We start from the raw sequence: 22,887 nt of genomic DNA on the forward strand, positions 1-22,887 counted from the left end.
CCTTTGACAAATAAATTAGAATTGGTTCAAGTAATTCTGTTTCAGCCAGTTATGGCTGTTGGCTACGCTTTCAAGCGGTGGATTCTGGCAAACGTCCTGTTCCACGATCAGCCATTCTACACCTGCACTTGTAGCCGCTTCAATAACAGCTGGCAGATTAACTGAACCTTGTCCCAGTTCCAGTGTCTTCATCTGGCCCTGTTCGTCTTTGCTGAAGTCTTTCAAGTGAAGCAACGGCAGACGGCCTGCATATTTGTTGATATACTCAATCGGATTTTGTCCAGCAAATTGCACCCAACATACGTCCATTTCCACTTGAACCGCTTCAGGTGTCGTTTGAACAAACATTGCATCAAAGGCATTTTCGTCGCCAACCTGACCGTGGAATTCAAAATCATGGTTATGATAACCGAAGATCAGACCTTGTTTAGTCGCTTCTGCACCATATTGTTGCAATTCGTTGAACAGTTTGGTCCAGCCTTCTGCATTCTCTGGACGATCTTCGGGCATCAGGTAAGGGCAGATCATATATTGAGCCCCAATAGTTTTGAGGTAGTCGATTTGTTGTTGCAGATCTTCACGCATAGCATGTAATGAAACGTGGCTGCTGAAACCTTTCAGTCCAAGCTCATCCAATAGCGCTTTCATTTCTTCGGCAGGAATGTCACCATATCCGGCGAATTCGACACCTTCATAACCAAGCTCTGCTACCTTGCGCAAAGTTCCACGGAAATCTGCTGCAGTTTCATCACGGAGTGTAAACAATTGCAAACCAATATTAAGTTTTTTCATAATAGATGCACCTCTGCTCTCAAATTTGCTTTCATTGCTCTATCTGGTATCATCCTAACGCAAAACAGGCTAGAATGAACATATACAATATCGTCAGAACATGAACTATCTGATCAAATTTTTAAATTTGGAGGATACATCTTGTGGAAACCTCAGTACTGATCTGTGACTATTCCTATCACTATAAGGCGTTTAACCATAATATGAAGGGCGAGTTGCAGACTTATCTGTTCCGTCTGCAAACCGAAGGATCTTGCAAGGTATATGTGCAGGATGAAGAATTTAAGATGACTGGCGGCGATTTACTACTGCTTAAACCCGGAGACGATTACTATCTCGTGGTAGAAGAACCTCATAAGGAGGGCCGATTGTCCAGCGGAGACTATTATTTGTTCTGTGAAGGGGATTGGATTGATAGCTGGTGGAAGCGTCACCATCGTTCCACAGTGAGCCACATCGGGCTGGATGATAAATTGGTCAGTCTCTGGCGCAGTATGCTCCTGGAGAAACGCCGTGGACCGCTGGAGGAAAATATAGAACTGAATGACGTACTGCTGCGTGGTTTGTGTCTGTATATCGATCGGGCCATCAAGGAGAATATCCAGACGGATCGTTCTGTTTCCTCGACACTGAAGCTGAAACGATTCATTGAAGAGCATGCCACTGTGACCTTCAAACTCGAAGAAGCCGCCCGCTACGCAGGACTAAGCCTGTCTCGTGCGGTGCGATTGTTCAAGGAGCACTATGGCCAAACGATGATCCAGTATGCGATTGAGATTCGGCTGAACGCTGCCTTGGAGCGTATGAAGTACAGCGATATGACCCTAGAGCATATTGCCGAAACATGCGGCTTTGCAAGCTATTCCTATTTTCACCGGGTATTCCGATCCCACTTTGGAATGTCCCCGGCTGAATATCTCAAATCCCAGGCCCATCAATCCATTGATCTGGAGCATTTATAAGTGTAGTTGTGGCTCGATCCTCTTCCTTCTTTATAATGAAAGCAGCTGATTTCAATCGGCTGCTTTCTTTCAAAAAAACCTCTTGTAGTTCCCATGACTTCACGAAAACAAACCTGTATAGTTAAAATATAGTATTCTTACAGATTCATACATAGGATTAGTCTTATACACTACCACTCTACTATTTGGAGAGATTTCAATGGAAACCAAACGTAAAATTTTAATTATCGAAGACGAACATGATATTTCGCGCATTTCGCGAGATTATTTGACCAAAAATCAGTATGAAGCCGCAGTGGCCAGCAATGGACAAGACGGGTTGCAGATGATGGATATGCTCCAGCCGGATTACATTATTCTAGATATCATGCTTCCGGATATGGACGGGATCGATGTATGCCGGGAAATTCGGCGGAGAAACAACATTCCCATTCTCATATTGAGTGCACGAGGCAGTGATACCGACAAGGTGCTCGGCCTGGGATTCGGGGCGGATGACTATATGACCAAACCCTTCTCCCTAAGCGAGTTACTCGCCCGCATCAATGCTCATTTCAGACGATATGACAGTTTAGCTTTAGTGACCGAACGAGACGGAACAAATCTACTACGTTTGGCTAACCTGGAAATTGATAAGAAAGCCTATAAGGTCACTTTAGACGGTAACGAGGTTTCTCTTTCCGCCAAGGAATTTGAGCTGCTGCATTATCTCGCGAGCAATAAAAATCAGGTCTTTTCCAAGTCTCAGTTGCTCGATGCAATCTGGGGATATGCTGCATACGGGGATGAAAATACGGTAACTGTGTATATTCGCAGGCTGAGAGAAAAAATCGAGGCATATCCCTCCCATCCGTCTGTTCTAAAGACCGTTTGGGGCGTAGGATACAAATTCAATCATGAATAGGCAAAGATTGGAGGAGACAACATGTCACTGAACACCTGGTCGGCACGATGGCTCAAAGCATCGTTCTTCCTCCTGTTTATTCTGATCGGATGTAGTCTGGTTTTATTTCTTAATCTGCTAGAAAACCGAAATTCGACTGAGTCTTCTGTGTCCATCCAGCAAGTTCGTCTCCGGGTTAACCCCATCCTGCTTAACCTGGAACAGAATATTCATCTCCTGCAGGAAACAAGAGTACGAGAAAATCTTCTTTCTATCGTCAAGGAAAACGGGGTAGAGCTTTCTTATGTTGGATTGGATGGGACTATATTGCTGTCCTCTTCTCCCACCTCCGAAGGAAAACAAGTCAATCTGCGATCAGCCCTGCATTATGATCTGAATCATGCCGTACAGGCCACGAACGGAAACGATTCGCTTAACATCGCTTTCCCTGTTATGGCTGGTCCCGAAGGAAGCCAGATCGGCAATGCCCTCTTCACGATTCCTAAGGCATTGGTTATGGTGAAAGAAACGGTGATATTCCCTTTCTTTATTTTGGGTACGCTTTTGATCACCTCTATGGTTCTTGGCATTTATCTAGTGTTGATGAAGAGAAAATTTAAGACACAGCTGCTCTCCCCCATTCATCAGTTGAAGAAACATGCCGAATCCATTCTCAAAGGACAATATAATGAACCGGTACAGTATAACCGCATGGATGAGATGAGCGAACTATACGCCATGTTTGATCTGATGCGTACAGAAATTATGCATTTAAGCGAACTTCGTATCCGGCAGGAAACTGCGCAAAAAGAACTCATTACCAATATTTCTCATGATATCAAAACACCGATTACAACAGTAAAAGCCTACATAGAAGCTATTCTGGAAGGAATATGCTCCGATAAAGAAACTCTGATGGAGTATATGAAAGTCATGCAGACCAATACGGACAAAACAGCCCGTCTTGTCGAGGACCTGCTTGTTCATGCATTGCAAGAGCTGGGCCAGATATCGGTGGAGCCGCGTGAGGTTTACAGCCGTTCCGCATTTGAAACGATGTTGAACCCCATTGGACATAGCGTACGAATGAACGGTCTGAAGTATGAGGAGCCGGAGTACATTCCCAATGTTCTTATCCGAATGGACCCTATACGAATTGAACAGGTCCTGTCCAATCTGGTTTCCAATGCGCTCAAACATACCGTCCCGGGAGATTCTATTCGGATTAACGCGGAACTTGATTTAGGTAAATTGAGGATTAGTATCGCTGATTCAGGGCAGGGAATTCGAGCTCAGGATATGCCTTTTGTGTTTGAACGATATTTTAGGGGGAATTCCTCACCTTCCGCAAGGAATATTCATGAGGGAACCGGTCTCGGTTTGTCCATCTGCAAAAGTATCATTGAAGCCCACGGAGGACATATTTCCTTTTCCAGCAAAGAGGGTCAGGGCACCTTGTTTCAGTTTACTCTTCCAATCTGCTGAGCAGTAAAGTGTATTTTCTATCCATTTACCAATAGGGCTGTAATACTTTATTCATAATTTGATAAGTCTTTCTCAACATCCCCCTATTAGAATGAATCGTATACTGTCATGGGGAGTGATCTGCTTGACCAAAACATCCATTATCCGCGCTCAAAACTTATGCAAGACATATAATACTGGAAGCGAGCAATATCATGCCATACGCAATGTTGATCTTGATATTTATGAAGGGGATTTTACCGTCATCATGGGTAATTCCGGCTCAGGCAAATCAACGCTGCTCTATCTGTTGAGCGGACTGGACCAATTGACAGCCGGCGAGGTTTATTTTCAGGATCAGCGTATTGACGCCTATAGTGAGCGGGAAATGTCCGAATTCCGTACCCGTAGAATCGGCTACATCTACCAAAGTATCAATCTGGTGCCCGATCTTTCCATCCAGGATAACATCGCTTTGCCAGGTTACATTGCCGGAAGCAAAAAAAGTGAGGTCAAGGCACGTGCCACCCACCTCATGAAGGCAATGGATATCGACGGACAGAATAGCCGTCTCCCCTCCCAAACCTCGGGTGGCCAGCAGCAACGAGCAGCTATTGCACGTGCGCTGATCAATTCACCGGACATCATCTTTGCAGATGAACCCACGGGAAGCCTCAACTATGAGCACGGGAAAGCCGTGCTGGATATCCTGACCGATATCAACCGTAAGGGACAGTCTGTTGTGATGGTTACGCATGATATCAAGGCAACCTGCCGGGCGGATCGTCTGATCTTTATCCGGGATGGCAAGGTTGGAGGTATTCTCGAGTTTGACAAATATGACGAACACCAGATCCAGAATCGGGAATCGATGGTCTTCGCGTTTGTGTCGGGAAAGGAGTAATTTATGGCTGCTATGTTGAAACTGAGCCTTTCCTACCTGAGCAAAAATAAGACACAGAATCTGTTTATCACCTTGCTCATTTTGCTATCTACACTACTGGTATCTACTGCGGTTATTATTCTGGCCAACACGGGCAATCTGTTCAACGAAATGCACACCCGGACCAACGGGTCCCATCAAATATTGACGTTTGATAAAGGACTGAATGACCCTAAAGCCGTCTATGAATGGTGGGCTGAACAGGACGGAGTTGAGGTTTCACCTTTGCTCACGTATCGTACCTTGTCCGGAATCGCCTTCAAAGGCATGGACATTCCCAACCTTTATCTGTACATGATGAATACCCCTCAGCCGCCCTGGGCCGTCGATGAACTGATCTTTTCGAGTGGTGCGCAGAGTTCGGCTCCCGAACAAGGGAGCGTATGGATTCCCACTTCAATGGCGAATGCCTATGATATAGCCGTAGGAGATACCGTTAATTTCAAAACAGGGTCCTCCGCGCTTGATCTTCGGGTATCCGCGATTGTAGTCGATGTACCTTACGGTGCACCATTCACCAATGCGGCAAGGATCTGGATGAACAGTACAGACTACCAGAATGACTTCCAGGCACTCGCAGGAAAAGATAATTATATGATGGGTATCCATTTTGATGATTATCGAACCAACTCCAGTTATTGGGATCGTTACACCAGTGAGACCCATACCCCTTTCTTGGAAACCAAGATGGAGTTTGAGAGTATCTCTTCCTTCTATCTGATTATCAATCAGATTATTGGATTCATTATGATTTTCCTGGGTGCTGTCATGATGGTTATCGCTCTCATCACCATTGGATTTACCATTTCGGATGCTATTCTGGCCAACTACAAAACAATAGGGATTCTGAAATCACTGGGATTGACCTCCGGGAGAACAATCGGTACCTATGTTATTCAATATGCTTTGCTGTCCATCATTGCCGTTATTCCAGGACTGGCGCTGAGCGTGTTTGTATCCAAATTCATTATCAACATTTCTGTGTCTTCTCTGCGAACTGGCAATGGAGATGTACCGATGGAAGGCATCGGAGCAGCCATGTTAGTCGGCATACTACTGTTTGCGCTGGTAATATTATTCGTTGTGTTATACGCCAAAAAGGCGCGCAGCATCGAGCCTGTGCAAGCCATCCGCTACGGTATGTCGGAAACTGAAAATACCCGCTTGGCCCGACGAATGAATTCGCCTCTAGCCAACCGGGTTGGATTTGCCCGGCTGCCAGTAGCCGCCGTCATTGGCATACGAAATCTGATCAAGAATACCAAGAGCTCTGTTCTGATGCTGCTGTTAACCACGATGGCTGCCTCTGTGCTTGTCCTTGGATATGTTGTACTGACCAGCATTACCGGAATTTATCAGACAGCTGCCAAGTGGGGCTACGACAATGCTAACATCGCCGCCGTCGTTGTGAACAAATCTACCTTCCCCAAGGATGAGTTAAAGCAGGTGCTGGAAGAGGACCTTCGCATCAAAAATGTGGGCTGGCAAGGGAACATCACAGGGGTTATCCTTCCAGATGATTCAACCGACGTGGCCAGCCAGTCTACCAGTCTTTATCTAAGAGTACTGGATGGAAGCTATCAAGATCTTGGTTTTGAGACGTTGAGAGGAAACAATCCGGAACTCGAAAATGAAATTTCAATCGGGGTTAGTGTTGCCAAGATGTTCAACAAGGATATTGGAGATCTCATTGATCTCTACATTGAAGGAGAGAAGCGCACGTTCATGATTTCGGGCATCTATCAGGCCATCTCCGACTTGTCGGTATCCGGAAGAATCACAGCTCAAGCGGTTCGAAGCGTGAATCCGGATTACGGAGATGTAAATGTGGCGTTTATCAATGTCAACGATCCTTCACAGGCAGGAGCTATTGCTAACCAATTGAATGAGCGGTTCAAAGACTCTGCTTCCATCGTCACACAAAAAACGCTGCTGGATTCTGTTTATGCAGAAGCTGCAAGCATTTTTGTGTACCCCATGGCTCTAATTGGTCTGCTGTTCATTTTGGTTACATTTATCATTATCTTCAGCACCTGCCGGATCAGTATTCGCAAAGAGAGCAAGACGTATGGCATTTATAAGTCGATTGGAATGACATCCGGCAGTATTCGGTCCTCTATTACATTGGGAGTTGTATTGTTATCCCTGATCGGTTCGATGTTTGGCGTTATTGCAGGTGTGTACCTTCTTCCATTATTGCTTGAAAAGGTGCTCTCTGGATACGGTATCGTACAAATCCCGTTGGTTCTGAATTGGTGGGGGATTATACTTTTCTCTTCTCTGAGTATCCTTGCAGCAGCTTTTGGCTCCTGGAGATCAACCAAGGTGATTCGTCAGGCATCCCCGCGCATTCTTGTTATTGAATAATATGCAGCAGACAGACATTAAAACACATGACAATATATTTCAACAAAACTCTAAATCCGACACAAAAATAGTCCTATATACCTAGCAATGATAGATATGATAGACTTAATGGCATACTATGGTAAAGGAGTTAATTTCTTTGTACAACAAAAATAAAACGAGTAAATTGTTGAAGTGGATCGCTTGGATTGCATCATTCTATCCATTATTGCCGGTATCCTCGTTGGGCAAAATGAGTTCAATGGCTTTCAATGGTCTTTGGCTCTTCCAGTTATGATGAACGGTATTATAGCAGGACTATTGTTACTAGGTGTTGCGGAGATCATACGGTTGGTGCAGGATATTAAAAATGAAACGGTAGGTCCAGATTAAGTTTGACCTCGATCTTTGTTAAGGGGCTGTTTATTTTGAAATGGTTTTGTATTCGAATTTGTTTATTAATCAGCATCCTGAGTGTAGGATTGTTGTCGATTGGCACGCCTTCGGCCTGGGCTAAGACCGTGCCACAACTTGAATGGGTCAAGCAGGTCGATTCTGGCCAATGGGGGGATGGATTCACTCCGCATTACTTCAGACTGGATTCATCCGGCAACCTAAACATTCTGGTGAGAAAGGTTGTGAATGAGGACCTCATATATGTGGAGAACATTAGTGGTGAAACCGGGGACATCCGATGGTCCAAGCCAGAATCTGATTATGGTTCAACCAGTGATGGTTACATGTATACTTTCAAACCTGCTGAAACTGATGACTATGAAAAAAGATTTGATGATATTATTACGGTCTCGGATCTGACAACCGGTAAACCGATATGGTCCTCAATAAACCCTTACTTTCGTGAAGGTCAGTCCTCAGATTTCACCAAAAACGGAACAGTTTATTCTTTTACTTATCACAAAAACAAATATATAACTCTTTATTATTATGATGAACAGGGACATCGAAGCAAAAAGCTTGTTCTCCCCTATATGCAATACTACACAATAGAAGGCAATTTTATTTTAGGTCAACCGGGCAACAAAAGTCCGTATACTCATGTTTTTGATCTTTCTACAGGTAAGAAGCTAACGGTGCTGACCAATGAAACAACCTTGCCCTACGGGAATAGGGTTACGGACGATGGAACCCTAATAACCCGGAAGTTTATCAATAACCGTGAACTTGAGTTGAGGGCGTACTCGCCTACGGGAGCTTTGAAATGGAAGTATGATTTTTCTTTTAAAAAAGGGCCTCCCCAGATATTTATCATCCATAATCGTGTGCTGTATCTGGAACAAACCGCAGGCAATATCATGCTTATGAATTCGGATGGAAAATTCATTACAGGAGTCAATGAAAATCCCTTCTACATGCAAGGTGATCCAAATAGCCCTCTGAAAATGGCAATCGATTTACAGAGTTTTATGTACATCCAATACACGGAACAGGGAATAGAACTCGTGATTAGAGATTCAAATAATCTGAGAGAGCTCTATCGGGTGACACAGAACGATTGGAACGATGTAAGGTTTAATCAAGATGAATTGTTCCTCAATAAGCAAAATGAATTATTTTTCCTGCCTTCCGACGGGCAGACGATAAGAAAGTATCAGTTACTTCCATAATCCAGAGAACATTACATAAGGAGTCTACCAATCATGAGTTTAAAGCGAATCAACTATTGGCTTATAGCCAGCCTATGCTTCTTCCTTGCAATCCCATCCGAGCCAGCTCTGGCTAAAGATCTGCTGCAATTCCAATGGGGGTATGATATTACCAACGGTGGACAGAGTGCAACAAGCTCATATTCAATGAAGAGTGTTACAGATGCCATGGGGAATGAAAGTCTTCTCGTAACTAAAGTAGACAAGAATAATGATTATTATATCGACAGTGTAGATGCCAAAACAGGGGAGCTCCTTTGGTCGATTCCAACGGACAACGAGTACACGCTTTCCGATGATGGATACATGTTTATTTTTGCCGATAATCAAGTGAGTGCCAAGCATATAGCCACAGGTCAGATCCGTTGGACAGCACCTCTGCCCGGGCCGCCAGAAGATTGGAGACTATACTCGGCTGAATCAGCCATTCCAGGCGAAAATGGAAGTCTATATTTGATTTCAGTCTCCCATGATAATAAAAGCAATGTACTCTACTATTACGATGCTAGTGGAAATTTAAGTCGAAAGTTCAAGGTTCCATATTTTATGCAGCAGATTCATGGTGATGTGATTGTCGGCAGTAAATTTGGCGATAATCCCGATTTTTACTTGATTAGCCTGACCAGCGGACAAAAAATTAAAACGATTACTGGTGGTAAAGGTTACAATGGGATTAAGAGTCTATCTGACGGCACATTCCTGCATTATAATATCTACAAAAAAACAATAACGCTTAAAGGCTACAACAGCACAGGGCAGCTAAACTGGACAAAACAACTTCCTTATAAGGAATATTCAACAGAGCTTTTTGCATTGAAAGGTCGTTTTATATTTGTGGATTATAAAAATAAACGAATCAAGCTATATTCATCTTCAGGTAGATTAATTGCTGAGAAGGCATACCTGCCAGTATCATATCCCAATATGGCTTTGGATGGCACAAGTTTGATGTTTAAATCTGAAAAGAATGACGCAGATGAACTAGAACTAATAATTATGGACACAAACAACCTGAAGGTTTTGTACACTTACAAAAATGGCGAATTTGATCTTCATAAGGAACGTCTATTTCTCAATAACACAACGGGTCTGTACATCCTAAGCGACGAAGGTCGTACCTTAGTTAGCACTCAGTTAATTAAATAGCATAATCAGAAGCATCAAAAGCATCACAAGAGGAATGTCCTCATGTTGATGTTAACGCTAAATCACACTGAAAAAGCCCTCACCAATCCAGTAATGGGTCGTGAGGGCTTCTTTATATTTGGTTGTATCTCTAGCTTTTCGGGGTACAACTCTACATCAAGTCTTTTAATTCCGCCACTTCTTTGCAAGTTCACCAATCTGATGTGGCGTCGTGCGGCAACAGCCGCCAATAATTTTTGCACCCGCAGCAACCCACTGTTCCGAAGCATCACTCATACTGCCACACGTTCCCTGTCCACTCCACGTCTTCGTTGCAGCATCGTATACTTCTCCCGAGTTCGGATACACAATAACAGGTTTGTCGCTGGCACGGCTGAGAATACTTACGGCTTCTGTCACCACTTCCATGGGAGCACAGTTCAGGCCAATCGCAGCAATCTGCGGCTCGGAACCAAACAATCGTGCACATGTCTCAATCGGCGTGCCTTCGCTGATTGCCGTCCCGTCTTTTAAAGAAAAAGATAACCAGGCATACGCATGAGGAAACTCCTTCAGTAAATCAACCAGCACCTGTGCTTCCTGCAACGAAGGAATCGTCTCAAACGCCAGAATATCAGCACCCGCTTCAATCAGCGCCGCCATACGCGGACGATGGAATGCAGCCAACGTCTCATCCGACACGCCGTAGTGACCGACATACTCCGATCCATCAGCTAGATAAGCGCCGTAGGGCCCAACGGATGCAGCAACCATCGGTCGTGGCCGAGCCAAGACCCCTGTCTCCAAGACATCAGACGTTTGTTGTGCCGTTCCGAATACCAGATTGCCCTCCGGTTTGACTGCCGTGTTTTCAAATCCCCCGTCCTGCACTTCTGCCCATATGTCATCTCTCGCCTGTGCAGCCAGTTCCACCGTCTTGCGAATAAGGTCCAACGCTGCTTGCTCGCCGATTCCTCTCTTGCGGAACCCCTCCACCGTCGCCTGATAACTGGATGTAATTGCACAGTCGGCTCCTGCGCGGAAATAATCCGCATGGACCTGAACGATAACATCTGGATTCTCGAGCAATACACGAGCCGACCATAGTGGATCATCCAGATCACACCCATGCTGTTCGAGTTCCGTGGCCAGCGCTCCATCCAGAATCATGACCGGATACTCACGCAGGATCTGTTCTATGGGATTAGTCTGTACAATATAAACGAGATAATAGGCACCGCTGGATACAGTGGCGTACGATAGACAAGATCTTTGACCGCATGTCCTTCCCGGATATACTGTCTGCGGAACATATACTGTGAAGCACTGATGCTCATCCATGCCGCAACGACAGCCAGACCTGAAATGGAGACCAGTGTAATATACACGGTACCTGGCGCAATGATGCTGGACAGCAGAGCCAGTGCACCACCCACCATACTGATCAGAAGCGCATTCAATGGTACTCCGCGTTTGGTCAACTTGGCAAACCACGGAGAGATCGTTCTCTTGTCAGCCAGAGACCAGAGCATCCGTGAAGATGCATAGAGGCCCGAATTGGCAGCAGAGAGAATCGCCGTCAGAATAACAAAGTTCATAATGTCTGCTGCATAGGGTACTCCCACCCGCTCCATTACCGCTACAAACGGACTTTCCAATACACTGGCATCCGACATAGGCAACAAGGCCGAGAGAATAACAATCGTTCCGATAAAAAAGATAATTAAACGCCACAGTGTGGTATGGATCGCTTTTGGAATCGTCTTCTCCGGATTCTCTGTTTCCCCGGCAGCAATCCCAATCAATTCGGTACCCGAGAACGCAAAGTATACGGCAAGCATCGTCATTAGTATCGCAGTAGCCCCATTGGGGAACCAACCAGATGCTGTAATATTGGATAGAAACGGTGCAGGTTCCGAATCTGCCATTGGAATAATACCGAACATGGCTGCGCCCCCAAGAATAATGAAGACTAAAATTGCAAGGACTTTAACTGCGGAAAACCAGAACTCCGATTCCGCAAAAAATTTGACGGTCAGCGCGTTGAACAGGAAGATCATAAGAGCAAACAATGTGCTCCAGATCCAAACATTCACTGAAGGAAACCAGCGCTGCATCAACAGCCCGGCCGCTGTAAATTCGGAACCGAGGGCAACCGTCCAAGTGAGCCAATACAACCAGGCTACAGTGTATCCTGTTGCTGGTCCAATATATTTTGCCGCATAGCTATGAAACGCCCCTGTCTCTGGCATATGAACAGAAAGTTCACCTAGACAGAGCATGACCAGCTAGACGACAATCGCTCCGATCAGATAAGACAGAATGGTACCGATCGGTCCTGCCTGCTGGATGGTATAACCCGAACTAAGAAAAAGACCTGTACCAATGACACCACCAAGTGAGAGCATGATTACATGACGTGCCTGCATTTTGCGCTGAAAATGCCCTGTATCTTTGTTGTTATTCATGTCTGCTCCCCTACTTCTTCATCCAGAAAACAACAAAACAAAAAGACACACTCTTCCTGAAGAGTGCGCCGTTACTGACAAATAAAAAGAAACGTCTCTCTTATTCCGTCGATGATCCCTGATTTGTGATTTTAACTTTAATATCATACGTGATCGGAATTTCACTAAACGTTTCGTCCCAGTTATTTTTAATTTTCTTCCATACCCGTGGATATTTAATTCGCAGCTTATCGCCAAACCCTGCTGCATCCACCTTGTAGACATCCTGCATTTTGTGAAGCAATTGATCTACCTGTTGTTCAGCCATATGACCGAAGTCCTTCTCCAGACCATCCAGATAATGCTCAGAACCATGCGCTTCCGGAGCTGTCCAATTTTCCATAAACCAGCCGTCTGATTCAATTTGAACATGAAATGAAATATCGTCCCCCTTAACTGTGGGAATAATTTTCGATTTTATGTGTTTAATCTCGTAGGTTATAGTGCTGCCGTCTTTGTGTGTATACGTCTTAACGACTCCACCTTTCGCTTTTCCTTGTACCCAGGATAGTCCCTCCATGTCCGTCTGATTCAGACTTCCGATCCATCGGTTCGTTTTCCCGCTAAAAATGGCCGCTCCCGAAAACTTGTGTTCCCCCTCATAGGAGATGACATTTTGCAGCAAATAGCTCGACCCCGATTGCATGGTTGCATCCAATTTGGCGAGTGAGACTGGTGGCAGAATTTTATTGGTACGATACACATTGTCCACAAGTCCGGTAAGGTAGAATGAAGGAATCTCACTGGGATCGTTGGACGTCAATGCATCCAGTGCCCTGCGATCACTGACAACAACCAGACAGCTTGGCCGAATATCATTATCACGCAACACAAAATCAAGCAGTTGATCCAGTCTGAATTTCCGGGTCACCTCGGAGGACACCACGATGACTTTCAGATGATGTCCAATCAGCGGCCGGTCTCTTCTCAGAGAGAACTGACGAAATATCTGTATAACTGAATCGCCTGTTAATTGTTCGTTAAAATAGGACTTCCCTGCTCCAGGGGATCCTTGCTGACTCTCTTCCTTGGATGATCCCTTAGGAACAATCTGAACCGTAGCTGTGATATTATTCCTTTTCGGATAGTGTCCACCCTGTTCATTCACACTCTTCTCAAATTCTGTCTCTTTGGCAACATCAATACCCAGTCCCACGTACACACTAAGATCCTCAATCTCTTTGCTGCTCCAGCATCCAGAGGTAAACAACAGCAGCATTAATCCAGGCAGCAATAGCGCTAATCTGACTTTGCGACTCATGCATACTTCCCTCCTTTTTTGCGGAGGATGCTAATCAACAGCAGGACTGTAGGCAGAATTCCAAATAGGTAAATAGATAAATTACCCACCGCATCCCCCAGTTGAAATGTTTCGTTCACATCCTTGGGAATTAAGGCGATGATATAAATTACAGGCAGCAGGATAAACATGGCGGGTAAAATTTTCTTGCTTTTGAACAACTGGGCACAGCCAACGGTAGCTGCATAGTGTGTGATCGAAAAGGTCGAGAAGATTTGCATGATCCAGATCACGAGCAGCAGCGATTCAAAACGCTCAAAGATCAATCCCTGTAGCTCAAAGCTTCTCATCAGATCCAGGGTAGGCCACGTTCGAGTTTTCATGCCTTCAATGGAAAGACTTCCGATTACCATAACTACCGTAATTAAGTAGATGCCTGTCGGAACGAGCGTACCCCACATTACCGCTTTGATCCCTTTTTGCGGGTGCTGCATATAAGCCATGATGACAAACATCACTTCATAGCCCGTATACGCAAGCAAAGTTGACTTAAGTCCCTTGAATACCGGCATAATCCCTTCTCCCAATACGGGTCTCAGGTTATTAATTTCAAACAGTTTGCTGCTAAGCAAAATCGCAATGACAAAAATGATAAGTGTGATGGGCAAAATAATCTCGAATAGACGTGCTACTGCACCTAGGCCACCTGAGTTCAAATAGATGCCCACCCACATGAAGACCATAACAATAGCCCAGACCGGTGTTCCTTCCAGCAGATAAAGTCCGGTTACTTCTGCCATGACCCGAATTTCAAATGCCGAAATGACCAGAAAATAGATAATCGCAACCGCTCCCAGTATAAAAGCAATCCATGAACCTGTTATTTCCTGAACAAACTGAAAACCCGTTTTGCCAGGAAATCGTCGGCACAGGATGACGAGCATAATGCCGATAAACGTGGCGATTAGCCCGGATATGATGATGGAGATCCAGACATCCGGTGTGTCTACCGCCTCAACCGTAGTACGCGGAAGTGTCAAAATCCCAGCGCCCAGCATGTAATTGATAATCATGACTCCGGTCTGGGTTGTCGTCAGCTTATCCGTGGGACGATTCACGTTATCACCTCTTTGCTCTGGTTTAAAATGTTTATGTTAATCTTGCTATTCATCTATTTCTTGCGATCCGGATCGGTAGGGTTCATCATGCGCGGACGCCGCCTCATCATTTTTAATGGTGCACGGATCAGCAGGTCCTTCCATTCGCTCAAGCTATACGGGACCACTGGACTGACATAGGGAACCCCAAAGCTTTTCAGGCGCACGAGATGGCTGCAAATAAGCAGGAAGAACATAATCACCCCGAATAATCCAAGCGCCGCTGCACTGAACATGCCTGTAAAACGTAAAATTCGCAGTGTAATTCCAGCACTATAGGTAGGGATGGAAAATGAGGAGATCGCCGTTACCGCAACTACGATGACGAGAAATGGACTGACAATACCGGCCTGTACGGCTGCATCCCCGATAATGAGACCACCGACGATGCCCATCGCCGGACCGATCGGTTTGGGCAGACGGATACCAGCCTCACGCAATATTTCAATGGCTGTCTCCATAATGAGTGCTTCAATAATGGAAGGAAACGGTACACCATTTCGCGTCTCAATAATGGTCAATGCCAACTTCGTGGGAATCAGACCAGGATGAAATGAAATAAAGGAGATGTACAAGGCAGGAGCAAATAGCGCAATCATGGCTGCCAGAAAACGAAGCATGCGCAGAAATGTGCCTGGTATCCAGCGCTCATAATAATCCTCAGGAGATTGCAGCAGCATGCTGAAGGTTGCGGGCACAATTAAGGCAAACGGTGTACCATCAAGCAGTATGGCAACACGTCCCTCTAACATTCCGCTGATTACGCGGTCTGGCCTTTCCGTGTTTTGGATCTGTTGAAACGGACTCAGCTCATCGTCTTCAATTAGCTGCTCCACATAACCGGATTCCAGCATGACATCCATATCCAATCCTTCTATGCGCCTCTGGACCTCTGCCACAAGCTCAGGATCGGCAATATCCTCTATATACGCGATAGCAAGATCCTTCTTGATCCGGGTACCCACTTCAAATTTCTGAATAAACAAACTCTGATTGCTTCCGAAGCGTCGCAGTATACCTGTATTGTCACTGAGATGCTCCGTAAATCCAATTCTTGGCCCGCGAAGCAATGCTTCGGACAAGGGCTCTTCAATGTTGCGGCTTATTCCTTTGGGTGTGCCAATCATCAGTGCACCTTGCATGCCATCCACAAGGAGTGCATTTTTACCCCCAAGTACTCCCAAGGCCAGCTCCTGTAACGATTCGGTCTCCTGTATCTGGCTGACAGGCAGAAGTTGATTACTTAAATAGTTCTTAATCTGATGTATATCGGCTGGATGAAGGAAGCTCTCCTGTTGCAGTTCCGGTACACCCCTGATCATCAGAGGTGTAATCAGATGCTCATCAATCAATTGCTGGTCCACAAGACCATCAATATACATGACCGCTGCCCTTGTATTCGTGCCTCGTATTGTAAACTCTCGAATATGTACATCAGCATTCTGAGCAAAGGTCTCCTTTGAACTAATTAAATCGGTAACATAATTCCCGGTAAGCTTGATATTGGCATAACGCCCTGTTTCTAAACTCTGGTTCTCATCAGATCCTGATGATACAGATTGCTCGTCGTTATTGCCTTGGTTTTGATCTGTAGAAATTGCGAAGCTTCCCTGATCCACGGAAGAACGAATCCAACGGGTTATTTTCAGAATCGATAGCGGAATGACACATAACAAAAAAGCCTGTAACCATATGGGCCACTCCGGCACGTACGACCAAATCGTTGACCACATCACCCTCACCCCAACATTTCTCTGCGCTATGAACTTGCAGGTATTCCAGAGTATTGTTTCCCCGATTGCTCACAATAATTCCCGTTTTTTTGAACAACAAAAAGCAGATGCCTCTATTGGCACCCGCTTCCCTAGGGGTTATTGGAGTTTACCTTATCTATACGATTTTGGTTACGTGTTGCGCCTTCTCATCAAGTAGATGTGCAGACGCCGCAATGGTTGTAAAATCATTCAACGCCACCTCGATCTGCTGCTGACTTCGCTCCACGTAGCCTTCCACCTTCTGTGTTCCGCCAGAAATGTTCGTAATCTCTTTGGTTATCCCATTCACACTATCCCGAATCTCATTAATGGAATTTTCGACCATGGCCGATAGTTTGCGTACTTCCTTGGCTACAACATCGAACCCGCGCCCATATTCGCCTGCATGTGCCGCTTCAATCGCAGCGTTCAGGGCCAGAAGCTGGGTCTGCGACGCAATTTCGCGAATCGTTTTAACAACTCCCTGGATAGAACGTGCCTGTTCTTGCAAATGATTCAGTGTCGCTCGGTTGTGGGCGGAAACTTCAGATATATACGTGATACTGGACATCAGCTCACGGCTTCGCTCAATGCCGATATCAGCATGTTCGTTCAGATCATGTGACATCGTCTTCAGTTCATTAACTACAGCTGAAATATTATTCTGACGGGTCGTGATGTTTGTAGCTATTTTGGACACACCCAATATATTCTGATTCAATTCATCATAGACGGGCATATATGTCGCTTCAAGCCATACGGGATTTCCCTTTGCATCCTTGCGTTCAACCTTATCCTGGAAGCTAGTACCGTTAAAAATACTACTCCAAAACGCATTATAGTCAGGGCTTTTCACGAATTCGTCGAAACAAAATTGCTCATGCTGCATGCCATACATCTCAGCTACGGAATAGCCCATCGTCTGGGCAAAAACTTCATTTACATACGTAACCCGTCGATCCATATCGAATCGAATGATAGCCAGACTTTTCTCCATGGCCTTAATGACCAGCGCATCGGTAACAACATCTTTTTTTTCCACATCTACTATAGGCAAAGCGATCCCCACTCCCTGACTTCTTCCCATGATTAAACCGTTCTCATTCTGGCAGTTCCTGTTGTAGTGCAATTATGTATTCAACTGAATAGAGACGACTCTATTATTGTATACTCCAATTGCAGTCAATTGGATCACTCCCAAATCAATTTCTAACAATTCGTTACGGCTTGACTTTTTATACCCAATAAACTAACTGTCTAAACAATATTTTTCATGAGCAAATTCTAACACAAAAAGGAGCGGATTAACCGCCCCTAATTATGGTATAACCTTCCATAGCTTTGATGTTATCAGTAGTCGTCTCTGTATATTACGCTACCTGTTTCATCCATCAGTCTCGCGGCAATTTATCTGCGTACCGACTGCGCAAGTCAGCGAGCCGCTCCAGCTTAGACAGCGCATGGTCCTTCTGCATCAATCCCACCGCCAGCACCAGTTGTTCCATTAACAGTAGTGGAGTAACCATGGAATGAAATTCGCCAAGCTCCCCTCTACTAACGTAAAAAGATAACTCCGTCCCCAATCCATATAAGAGGTCTTCCCGATCTGTTACAAGTACGGCTTTACTGCCTGTATCTCTGGCATAATCCAGAATGACCTCTGCTTCAGGCAAGAGTCTTGTAAAACACATCAGCAGCACAACATCCTCCCGTTGCATATGCATCAGTGATTCCAATAATTCATGGCCACCTCCGGCGAGGTGGATGACCGTCAATCCGAATCGGGATAGCCGAAAGGACAATAATTCCGCCAAACCAGCGGAAGGCCCTGGAGCATACACATATACTCTTCGTGCTTCAGCAAGGATCGCTGCTGCGTGCTCCAGATCCCCCTGCTTCATATGGGATAACGTCTCCTGCAAATGGCTGACGGAGGCCTCCAGTAACTGAACGGGAAGGCTGTCCGTATCCATGCGGGATATGGTTTTATTTAATTTAAGGGCAGGTGTAGTGTCTTCGGATGTACGAAGCCGGATTTTGAATGCTTTGGCATTGTCATATCCAACCGCCCGCCAGAAACGGGATACGGTCGCAATACTGACCCCCAACCTGTCCGCAATCTCCTGTTCCGTCATGAACAGAATCTCTTCCGGATTGCGTTCAACAAAATCAGCAATTTTCAGATGACCTGGCGACAGCTGTTCTTTATGAGTAAACAAATTCATTCCGTATGCACTCCTTTTCTCGCTCTGCACTCAGTATATCAGTTGAAAGGAAGAGAAGTGGGTAATGTATGTAATATTTTTTTCATTAAACTCTTAATATGTAATAAAAATTACATTTGATTTACAAATGTCTTCTTTCCCGTTAATACTCTGCCCCTAGACTGTGGCTATGATGATCACCAACTTTCAGGGAGGTATGTAACGATGAAGAAGATGACTGAGCGTTATACGCTGACGTCTTCACAGAAAATGATGGTGTTTGTGCTTTCCATGTCACTGTACGGCTTGTCCAACATGTTCACAGAGCTTATTCCCAAGCTCCAGCTTGGACCGATTGAATTGTCTGTTGAGTACTTTGCCTTCATTCCGCTGACACTTTGCATTTTGTTCCACCCCATGATTGCTGCCCTTGGTGCGGCTCTTGGCGAAGTGATCTTCGGTGAGCTGATGCTGGGGCAATTTGGCGGACTGGGCGAGCTGGAGAAATTCCTTACCTTTTCCTTTGCCATGTATGTCGCAGGACGTATGGTCAGTGATCCTCGCAATCGCAGACAGGTCGGAATCGCAGCTATGACAGGCGTCATCATTCATCAGTTCCTTAGTTCACTGGTGGATATCGGTAAAGTGTGGATTGGTGTGGAGCAGCTGGAAGCCGTCCCTGGACTTGCGGAAAGTGTTGTGCTGATTGAAGGGGTTGGCTTTCTGAATGACGTACTGTTCTCAGGCATCCTGTTCGCTCTGCTGCCTACGCTGTATCTCGTACCCCTACTCTATGGCAAAATTGAACCACTGCTCGGCATCAAACCTCGTAATCCAGGGATGAAGTATGAAGGAATCGGCTTCTTCCGTCCGAAACTGATCCTGATCGGTGTGCTGCTGCTTGGGCTGGCCTTTGGTGCGGAATCCCTGTCCGAAATGGATATCAACTTCGCTGTTTGGGAGACGGACTATGCAGATCAATATGGTTCGGCTTCAATATGGATTAGTATCGGAGCTGCCGCATTGGTTGCTGTGGTGACATTACTGATCATGCGCGCTAAACGAAGCAAAAACAAAACGGTACCCGGTACGGAGAATCGCCCTTATGCATAATGAAATGTCCACATCAGCTTCTGTTTCCGCATCGGATTCTGCCATTTCCATTCAAAATGTCATCTTTACGTATCCTGGCTCCGAAGAGCCCGTCCTGAACGGAGCTTCACTCGAACTCCCACGAGGCAGTTTTACAGCCATTATCGGGGGCAACGGCTGCGGCAAATCCACCCTGTGCAAGTTGTTCAATGGCCTTATTCCTCAATTCTACACAGGAGACTTCTCCGGTGAAGTTCATGTACTTGGCATGCCTGCCGAAGGGCGAAGTGTTGCAGATCTGTCCAGAAAGATCGGTTACGTCTATCAGGATTTCGATAACCAGCTCGTGCGTCCCACCGTCTTGGACGAGGCTTGCTTTGCACCACTCAACTACGGACTGCCCAACTATCGGGAGCTCGGAGAACGCGCACTTGCCATGTGTGGTCTGGATACCATTCATAACCGATACATCTGGGAATTGAGTGGTGGGCAGAAACATCTGCTCGCTCTGGCCGGAGCTCTGTCGCTCGACCCCGATATCCTGATCGTGGATGAACCTGTCTCACAGCTTGACCCGCAGCATGCAAGACTCATCTATGAGTGTCTTTCGAAATTGAATACGGAATATGGCAAGACGATTATCGTCATCGAGCACCATACTGAATTTATCGCCGACTTCTGCGCAGATGTGGTATTGATGGACAAAGGCCGGGTCTTGTGGAACCTTCCTGTTAAGGAAGGTTTGAATCGAATTGCGGATCTGGAACGGCTGGGCATTCAACCTCCTGAGGTTACACGGGCAGCTATTCAGGCTGCAGAGTTATCGCAGGGAGAAAGAGCAAATGCGGGCCTCTCAGGTTCAGAACAACGCTTCCCGATTACTGTGGAAGAAGCAAACGTTTATTTTGCCGAGCATTACCCATCCATTCCATCCGCTTCTTTGCAAAATGAACCTTCATCCTATTCGAACTTGGCACGCGACGTTTCTAGCCAAATTGCAAATACCAAGCGTTCAACGCCTGCCTCGGCTGCTGAACCGTTGATGCCTATTGTACAGTTTCATCAAACCCGGCTGCGTTACAGAGGACTGGGCAAAAAAGAACATGAAGTCATTCGTGGAGTTAATATTTCACTCCATGAAGGAGAACGGATTGCCTTGATTGGCAACAATGGTGCGGGTAAATCCTCCTTACTGAAGATGATGGCTGGCATTAGCCTACCTCAAGAAGGCAGTGTCAGTGTTCTGGGTGAAGTTACGCACCGTTCCTCTTTGGAGCAGCTGGCGGGGAAGGTCGCCTATATTTTTCAGAACTCTTCCGAAATGTTTATCGAAGACAGTGTTCGTAAAGAAGTCGCGTATTTCCTGAAGAACCGTCGCATCCCGGAAGCTGACCAGCAAATTGCACATGTACTGGAGCGTTTTCGGCTTACTCCGCTGCAAGAGCGGGATGCCCGGCTTCTCAGTGGCGGACAACAGCGGCGTGTCACACTTGCCATCGGTGCAGCCATGAAGCCTTCACTTATGCTGCTGGATGAGCCCACCGCCAATCTGGACCTTGCCACCCGCGAGGAACTGATAGGTGTACTGGATGAGCTGGATCAGCATGTGCGAACAACCGTCATTGCCACGCATGATATGCAGCTGGTTACCCAGTGGGCTAGTCGCGTTATCGTGCTTCACAATGGTCAGGTGGAAGCAGACAGCACACCTGCCGACGTGTTTGCGGATGAGTCCCTTCTGCGCCGCTCCGGACTTGCGCTTACACAGATCATGGAGCTCTCTCACCGGATGGGTCTACCGACACTTTCACCGACAACCGAGGCTTTTGTTGATACTCTCTTGAATCAATCACTCACCAAGGAGGATATGCATCATGCAGCTTGTCCGCAACTGGTTTGACAAAATATCCATTGAACGCATTCAGCTTGAGCTGATGAATACCGTATATGGCAGCGGACATGCCAGCCTGTCGCGGATTGATCCCCGTGCCATGCTGATCTGGTATCTCTTTTTTGCCATCGTTCCCTGGTTTGTTCATAACGGAACTGTGCTGCTCGGCATGTTTCTGTTGATGGTGACTACCACCATATTGTCCAGAGCCGCTCCTTTTATCATTATCATTCTCTGCTTAGGATTAATCGGCCAGGTCGGGTGGATGTTTATCATCTCGCTGTTCTTCGGTGGCAATCTGGAATCTGCATTCCCCCTGCTGCTGCTTACTTTGAAGCTGTCCATCGTCTCGCTGGCGAGTATCACCGTCTTTTCGGGCATGGACCCGGAACGGATCGGCGATGGGTTACTTGCGCTCGGCATGCCTGCGACGTTTTCTTTCAGCCTCTCTTATGCTTACCGCATATTGCCGGTGCTGTTCGGTGAATTCCGCAACATCATGCTGTCCTACAGACTGCGAGGTCAGGTTCCCTCCCGGCACGGATGGCTCTATTGGCGGCTCGTTGTCTACTATATGAAGCTGTTCGTTGTGTCCTTCTTCCCGCTAATGCTGGCTACCGCCAAACGTTCTCGCACAACGGTGGAAGCATTGGAGACACGTGGTTTCTCGTACGGCATGAAACATCCTGAGTCCAAACTCCTGAAGCTGGCCCATCTGAAAATCACCTCACGTGACCTCGGATTTCTCGCCGGATCGGCAATCTATGTTGCACTGCTGTTCTGGCTCGGCGGGCATTACGAGATTCTGTAATTCAAAATAAAATGCTGTAACTATTCATACCATTAATCATTCATGGAATAAA

At 46.0% G+C, this 22,887-nt stretch carries 18 protein-coding genes and 1 pseudogene; 11 read left to right on the top strand and 8 right to left on the bottom strand.

Translation table 11 applies throughout. The features are described from left to right. Nucleotides 1-15 precede the first annotated feature (15 nt). The gene (locus tag PTQ21_RS01235; protein ID WP_063567070.1) at nucleotides 16-792 is read right to left on the bottom strand and encodes a sugar phosphate isomerase/epimerase family protein; all 777 of its coding nucleotides are present in this window, start codon (nucleotides 790-792) and stop codon (nucleotides 16-18) included. Nucleotides 793-935: 143 nt separating this feature from the next. Between PTQ21_RS01235 and PTQ21_RS01240 the strand changes: the two genes are divergently transcribed. From PTQ21_RS01240 to PTQ21_RS01275, 8 genes are all read left to right on the top strand, one after another. After that, nucleotides 936-1,754: a helix-turn-helix domain-containing protein gene (locus PTQ21_RS01240; protein WP_274568571.1), complete on the top strand. Its 819-nt coding sequence runs from the start codon at nucleotides 936-938 to the stop codon at nucleotides 1,752-1,754. 199 nt (nucleotides 1,755-1,953) lie between these two features. After that, entirely contained in the window at nucleotides 1,954-2,658 is a 705-nt protein-coding gene (locus tag PTQ21_RS01245) for a response regulator transcription factor (RefSeq protein ID WP_274568572.1), read from the top strand. A 21-nt stretch (nucleotides 2,659-2,679) separates the two neighbouring features. Further along, on the top strand, nucleotides 2,680-4,122 hold the full coding sequence (locus PTQ21_RS01250; RefSeq protein WP_274568574.1) for a sensor histidine kinase: 1,443 nt from the start codon (nucleotides 2,680-2,682) through the stop codon (nucleotides 4,120-4,122). Nucleotides 4,123-4,246: 124 nt separating this feature from the next. Next, nucleotides 4,247-5,005, top strand: coding sequence for an ABC transporter ATP-binding protein (locus PTQ21_RS01255; protein ID WP_274568575.1), 759 nt, complete (start codon nucleotides 4,247-4,249; stop codon nucleotides 5,003-5,005). A gap of 3 nt (nucleotides 5,006-5,008) precedes the next feature. Beyond that, complete coding sequence (locus tag PTQ21_RS01260; RefSeq protein WP_274568577.1) at nucleotides 5,009-7,411, top strand: ABC transporter permease; 2,403 nt, start codon at nucleotides 5,009-5,011, stop codon at nucleotides 7,409-7,411. Nucleotides 7,412-7,585: 174 nt separating this feature from the next. Next, nucleotides 7,586-7,783: a hypothetical protein gene (locus tag PTQ21_RS01265; RefSeq protein WP_274568578.1), complete on the top strand. Its 198-nt coding sequence runs from the start codon at nucleotides 7,586-7,588 to the stop codon at nucleotides 7,781-7,783. A gap of 266 nt (nucleotides 7,784-8,049) precedes the next feature. After that, nucleotides 8,050-9,015 carry a hypothetical protein gene (locus tag PTQ21_RS01270; protein WP_274568579.1) on the top strand — a complete coding sequence of 322 codons (966 nt, stop codon included), beginning with the start codon at nucleotides 8,050-8,052 and terminating at the stop codon, nucleotides 9,013-9,015. 33 nt (nucleotides 9,016-9,048) lie between these two features. After that, nucleotides 9,049-10,200 (top strand): PQQ-binding-like beta-propeller repeat protein, encoded by a 1,152-nt coding sequence (locus PTQ21_RS01275; RefSeq protein ID WP_274568580.1) that lies wholly within the window; start codon nucleotides 9,049-9,051, stop codon nucleotides 10,198-10,200. Between the two features lie 165 nt (nucleotides 10,201-10,365). On the opposite strand, the gene mmuM is transcribed toward PTQ21_RS01275, so the two are convergent. The 7 genes and pseudogenes from mmuM to PTQ21_RS01310 all read right to left on the bottom strand — a co-directional run bounded on the left by mmuM (nucleotide 10,366) and on the right by PTQ21_RS01310 (nucleotide 19,062). Next, nucleotides 10,366-11,349, bottom strand: coding sequence for a homocysteine S-methyltransferase (mmuM, locus tag PTQ21_RS01280; RefSeq protein WP_274568582.1), 984 nt, complete (start codon nucleotides 11,347-11,349; stop codon nucleotides 10,366-10,368). A gap of 44 nt (nucleotides 11,350-11,393) precedes the next feature. Beyond that, nucleotides 11,394-12,647 (bottom strand): annotated as a pseudogene (locus PTQ21_RS01285) (amino acid permease); the annotation flags it as partial. A gap of 100 nt (nucleotides 12,648-12,747) precedes the next feature. Continuing rightward, nucleotides 12,748-13,947 (bottom strand): Ger(x)C family spore germination protein, encoded by a 1,200-nt coding sequence (locus PTQ21_RS01290; protein WP_090811307.1) that lies wholly within the window; start codon nucleotides 13,945-13,947, stop codon nucleotides 12,748-12,750. Further along, nucleotides 13,944-15,044, bottom strand: a complete 1,101-nt coding sequence (locus tag PTQ21_RS01295; protein ID WP_072735605.1) for a GerAB/ArcD/ProY family transporter — start codon at nucleotides 15,042-15,044, stop codon at nucleotides 13,944-13,946. Before PTQ21_RS01295 ends, PTQ21_RS01290 begins: the two co-directional genes overlap by 4 nt. A 53-nt stretch (nucleotides 15,045-15,097) precedes the next feature. After that, nucleotides 15,098-16,816 (bottom strand): spore germination protein, encoded by a 1,719-nt coding sequence (locus tag PTQ21_RS01300; protein ID WP_063567061.1) that lies wholly within the window; start codon nucleotides 16,814-16,816, stop codon nucleotides 15,098-15,100. Between the two features lie 157 nt (nucleotides 16,817-16,973). Then, a complete protein-coding gene (locus PTQ21_RS01305) occupies nucleotides 16,974-17,924 on the bottom strand; it encodes a methyl-accepting chemotaxis protein (RefSeq protein ID WP_063567060.1) in 951 nt (316 codons plus the stop codon). Between the two features lie 304 nt (nucleotides 17,925-18,228). Further along, a complete protein-coding gene (locus tag PTQ21_RS01310) occupies nucleotides 18,229-19,062 on the bottom strand; it encodes a MurR/RpiR family transcriptional regulator (protein WP_079697702.1) in 834 nt (277 codons plus the stop codon). A 204-nt stretch (nucleotides 19,063-19,266) separates the two neighbouring features. Here PTQ21_RS01310 and PTQ21_RS01315 point away from each other — a divergent pair, with 204 nt between their 5' ends. From PTQ21_RS01315 to PTQ21_RS01325, 3 genes are read left to right on the top strand one after another with little or no spacing between them, the layout of a single operon-like run. Further along, nucleotides 19,267-20,154: a DUF8171 family membrane protein gene (locus PTQ21_RS01315; RefSeq protein ID WP_063567058.1), complete on the top strand. Its 888-nt coding sequence runs from the start codon at nucleotides 19,267-19,269 to the stop codon at nucleotides 20,152-20,154. Beyond that, a complete protein-coding gene (locus PTQ21_RS01320) occupies nucleotides 20,147-22,033 on the top strand; it encodes an ABC transporter ATP-binding protein (protein WP_274568583.1) in 1,887 nt (628 codons plus the stop codon). The genes PTQ21_RS01315 and PTQ21_RS01320 overlap by 8 nt, the downstream gene beginning before the upstream one ends. After that, complete coding sequence (locus tag PTQ21_RS01325; protein ID WP_274568584.1) at nucleotides 22,008-22,835, top strand: energy-coupling factor transporter transmembrane component T family protein; 828 nt, start codon at nucleotides 22,008-22,010, stop codon at nucleotides 22,833-22,835. Before PTQ21_RS01320 ends, PTQ21_RS01325 begins: the two co-directional genes overlap by 26 nt. The last annotated feature ends 52 nt before the right edge of the window (nucleotides 22,836-22,887 follow it).

This window comes from Paenibacillus marchantiae (assembly GCF_028771845.1).
GTDB classification, from domain to species: Bacteria; Bacillota; Bacilli; order Paenibacillales; family Paenibacillaceae; genus Paenibacillus; species Paenibacillus marchantiae.

What these genes read in the sequence shown, in the direction of transcription:
- PTQ21_RS01235 (WP_063567070.1), bottom strand. Translation starts at nt 792, where the DNA reads ATGAAAAAACTTAATATTGGTTTGCAATTGTTTACACTCCGTGATGAA.
- PTQ21_RS01245 (WP_274568572.1), top strand. Translation starts at nt 1,954, where the DNA reads ATGGAAACCAAACGTAAAATTTTAATTATCGAAGACGAACATGATATT.
- PTQ21_RS01250 (WP_274568574.1), top strand. Translation starts at nt 2,680, where the DNA reads ATGTCACTGAACACCTGGTCGGCACGATGGCTCAAAGCATCGTTCTTC.
- PTQ21_RS01260 (WP_274568577.1), top strand. Translation starts at nt 5,009, where the DNA reads ATGGCTGCTATGTTGAAACTGAGCCTTTCCTACCTGAGCAAAAATAAG.
- PTQ21_RS01275 (WP_274568580.1), top strand. Translation starts at nt 9,049, where the DNA reads ATGAGTTTAAAGCGAATCAACTATTGGCTTATAGCCAGCCTATGCTTC.
- mmuM (WP_274568582.1), bottom strand. Translation starts at nt 11,349, where the DNA reads ATGATTCTGGATGGAGCGCTGGCCACGGAACTCGAACAGCATGGGTGT.
- PTQ21_RS01290 (WP_090811307.1), bottom strand. Translation starts at nt 13,947, where the DNA reads ATGAGTCGCAAAGTCAGATTAGCGCTATTGCTGCCTGGATTAATGCTG.
- PTQ21_RS01300 (WP_063567061.1), bottom strand. Translation starts at nt 16,816, where the DNA reads ATGTGGTCAACGATTTGGTCGTACGTGCCGGAGTGGCCCATATGGTTA.
- PTQ21_RS01305 (WP_063567060.1), bottom strand. Translation starts at nt 17,924, where the DNA reads ATGGGAAGAAGTCAGGGAGTGGGGATCGCTTTGCCTATAGTAGATGTG.
- PTQ21_RS01310 (WP_079697702.1), bottom strand. Translation starts at nt 19,062, where the DNA reads ATGAATTTGTTTACTCATAAAGAACAGCTGTCGCCAGGTCATCTGAAA.
- PTQ21_RS01315 (WP_063567058.1), top strand. Translation starts at nt 19,267, where the DNA reads ATGAAGAAGATGACTGAGCGTTATACGCTGACGTCTTCACAGAAAATG.
- PTQ21_RS01320 (WP_274568583.1), top strand. Translation starts at nt 20,147, where the DNA reads ATGCATAATGAAATGTCCACATCAGCTTCTGTTTCCGCATCGGATTCT.
- PTQ21_RS01325 (WP_274568584.1), top strand. Translation starts at nt 22,008, where the DNA reads ATGCAGCTTGTCCGCAACTGGTTTGACAAAATATCCATTGAACGCATT.